Source organism: Nostoc sp. CALU 546 (assembly GCF_048836525.1).
Genome location: NZ_JAWJTF010000309.1, coordinates 1 through 2,388, shown reverse-complemented (window position 1 = coordinate 2,388; position 2,388 = coordinate 1). Strand labels below are relative to the sequence as shown.

General features: G+C 36.3%; 3 protein-coding genes and 1 pseudogene. 1 reads left to right on the top strand and 3 read right to left on the bottom strand.

Annotated features, from left to right (window positions below; all coding sequences use genetic code 11):
- Positions 1-696, top strand: a 696-nt coding sequence (locus RRG12_RS43100) for a response regulator (protein ID WP_420763283.1), incomplete at its 5' end; no start/stop codon positions are given.
- 1 nt (position 697) lies between these two features.
- On the opposite strand, the gene RRG12_RS43095 is transcribed toward RRG12_RS43100, so the two are convergent.
- The 3 genes and pseudogenes from RRG12_RS43095 to RRG12_RS43085 form a co-directional block, all read right to left on the bottom strand.
- Positions 698-1,309 (bottom strand): DUF6753 family protein, encoded by a 612-nt coding sequence (locus RRG12_RS43095; RefSeq protein ID WP_420761647.1) that lies wholly within the window; start codon positions 1,307-1,309, stop codon positions 698-700.
- Positions 1,239-1,988 (bottom strand): hypothetical protein, encoded by a 750-nt coding sequence (locus RRG12_RS43090; protein ID WP_420761646.1) that lies wholly within the window; start codon positions 1,986-1,988, stop codon positions 1,239-1,241. The genes RRG12_RS43095 and RRG12_RS43090 overlap by 71 nt, the downstream gene beginning before the upstream one ends.
- Positions 1,989-1,998: 10 nt before the next feature.
- Positions 1,999-2,388 (bottom strand): annotated as a pseudogene (locus RRG12_RS43085) (hypothetical protein); the annotation flags it as partial.

Genomic DNA, 2,388 nt, shown 5'->3' with positions numbered 1-2,388 from the left:
ATGTTTTATGTTCCTGTAATCGAAGTAATCAAGATGATTCGATTAGTAATTATTGAAAATGAAGCTCTAAGTCGGCTCGGAATTAAATCAGTTGTTAATCAAGAGCAAGACTTTGAAATGTGTGGGGAAGCTGATAACGGAACTGAAGGGATGAGGCTTGTTGAAGAACTTAAGCCTGATATTGTTTTGCTCGATATTGCTTTGCCAGATATTAGTGGTTTGGATCTCATCTATAATATTAAGACGAGGACGGATAGTAAAGTCATTGTTCTCACTTATCACTCCAGTCAAGATGTAGTTAATTCTGCCTTCCAAAATGGGGCTGATTCCTACATTCTTAAGAAGATGGATCTGCAATTAATTAAACACGCTATCAATACTACTTATCAAAATAGTTCTTTCATTGACCCAGAGATTGCTAAAAGATTTTTTAGAAACTTCGCTTCTGGCAACACAAAAATTAAGGGTAAAAGATACAGAGAAACCCTTACTGCTACAGAAGCCCAAATTCTCAACTTAATTGCCCGTGGTTTTTCTAATAAAGAGATCGCCGAAAAACTCTTTATTACAGTCAGTACAGTTAAGGGACACACCAGCCATCTTTTTTCCAAGTTAGGAGTTAGAGGTCGTGTTAACGCGATCATTATGGCTAGAGAACTTGGCTATTTAGAAACAGAAACCTCTAGAGTTAGTTAAGCTACTTTTTGGGTTTGGTTTTCTTAAGCTGAATCAAGCAATATCCTTGTAATCGGTTTTCTTGTTGACAGGCTGCTACGGCTGATTGGTTGGACAACAATAACTGGTACATTTGTTTTCCTTCGCTTGATTTTGCCCACTGCAAAATCTTCATCTCATTGGCTGACACTACAACTGACTGAGTTCCACCCAAATTTGAGACAACATTCCAAGTTGTCAGCGAACCTAGAAGCGCTCCTACCGCCATTACTCCTGTGCATATCCCTGATATAGACCAAAGTTTCCACCAACTCAAACCTTTGAATGAGCTATTTAAGGTCGATGGTGTTACATGCTTCATTTCATCACGCACAGCTTTTGATACTACTGTATAGTGCATCGACTGAGCCGCTTTGCTAGTGGATTCTAATTTCTGATCAATCATTACTGCCCAAGCTTCTACCATTGCCTCCATTCGTGCTTGCAGGTCAATCATTGTTTCTTCGTTTCTGCCTAATGTTGCCATCAACTTAAACATCGGGTCATCTTCGGCTATTCCTAATTCATGGGATATTTGAGCTATGCGTTGTTGTTCTGCTTCCGAATATCCTTGTAAAATTTGTTCTGTTCTCATTTTTTAATCCTAAATATTCAATTGCTTTATCATTATTTAAAATCGAATCGTAAAAGTTTTTAATCCAGTGGTAAATGTAAGTCCGGTAAACCACATAAATTGACTTATCTCTACAAGCTAGTGAGTAAGGTTTTCCCGTTCTCTCCAATCTTTCGTAATGGTCACGATGTAACGCTGGCAAGAATATCTCAGTCCCACCCATTCTTTGTACCTTATCCTGCATTGATTGCTGATACTCTCCAAATCTCGTATCAAAATGCTGATTTTTTACTACTACATAGTTAGCATTATCAGTAGCAAACTCTCCCAAAGTTTTCAGGTAAGCTACACAATCTCTTCTGTGCGAAATTGGTTGCAAAAAAGTTAGTTTCCATTGATATGTAATTAAGAGATCGAACAGATCCGAACCCACAATATACTGACAGAGCTTATCTACATATTGCCCTGGCATATCAACAATAATTATATCTAATTCATTTTTGATAAAATTATCTAAAATTTTATCCGTACCTCCATTAAAAAAGTCTAAGCTTTCAATTGCCACTAAATTTTCATAAGCTTTTAATCTCTCACGATTGTCATGGTCGTAGACCTGAATTTTTCTTCCTTGAACTTGAAACCAATCAATTAATAGTTTCGTAACTGTAGACTTCCCTACACGAGAGTCACCTACAGTCATAATCATTCGCTTAGGAGAGTTCAACATTATTTAAACCTAACGACTCTTTTACTGCTTCAATCTCTTCTTTGAAAGTTCTTAACCAACTTGTGACTCTACCTTTAACCGAAGGTAAATCTGTTTGCTCCATCCCTTGCCTAAAAGTCATGTTATTTTCATCCAGATAATCATAACTACGTTCTATTAGTTCTGGCATTTTAATGTCAGAAAATGGGCTTTTTTGCGATTTTAGTTGCTCCTTAATTTTCTCAACTTCGGGAGAGTTTTCGTATCTTGTAAATTCATCAGGCTCTCCAAAAAATAAGTTCTTTACTACTATGTAATCTAATTGATTTCCACAAAAGATATGCAAATCTATTAGTTGATTTATAGAATCGATAATGTGGATAATAAATATTAT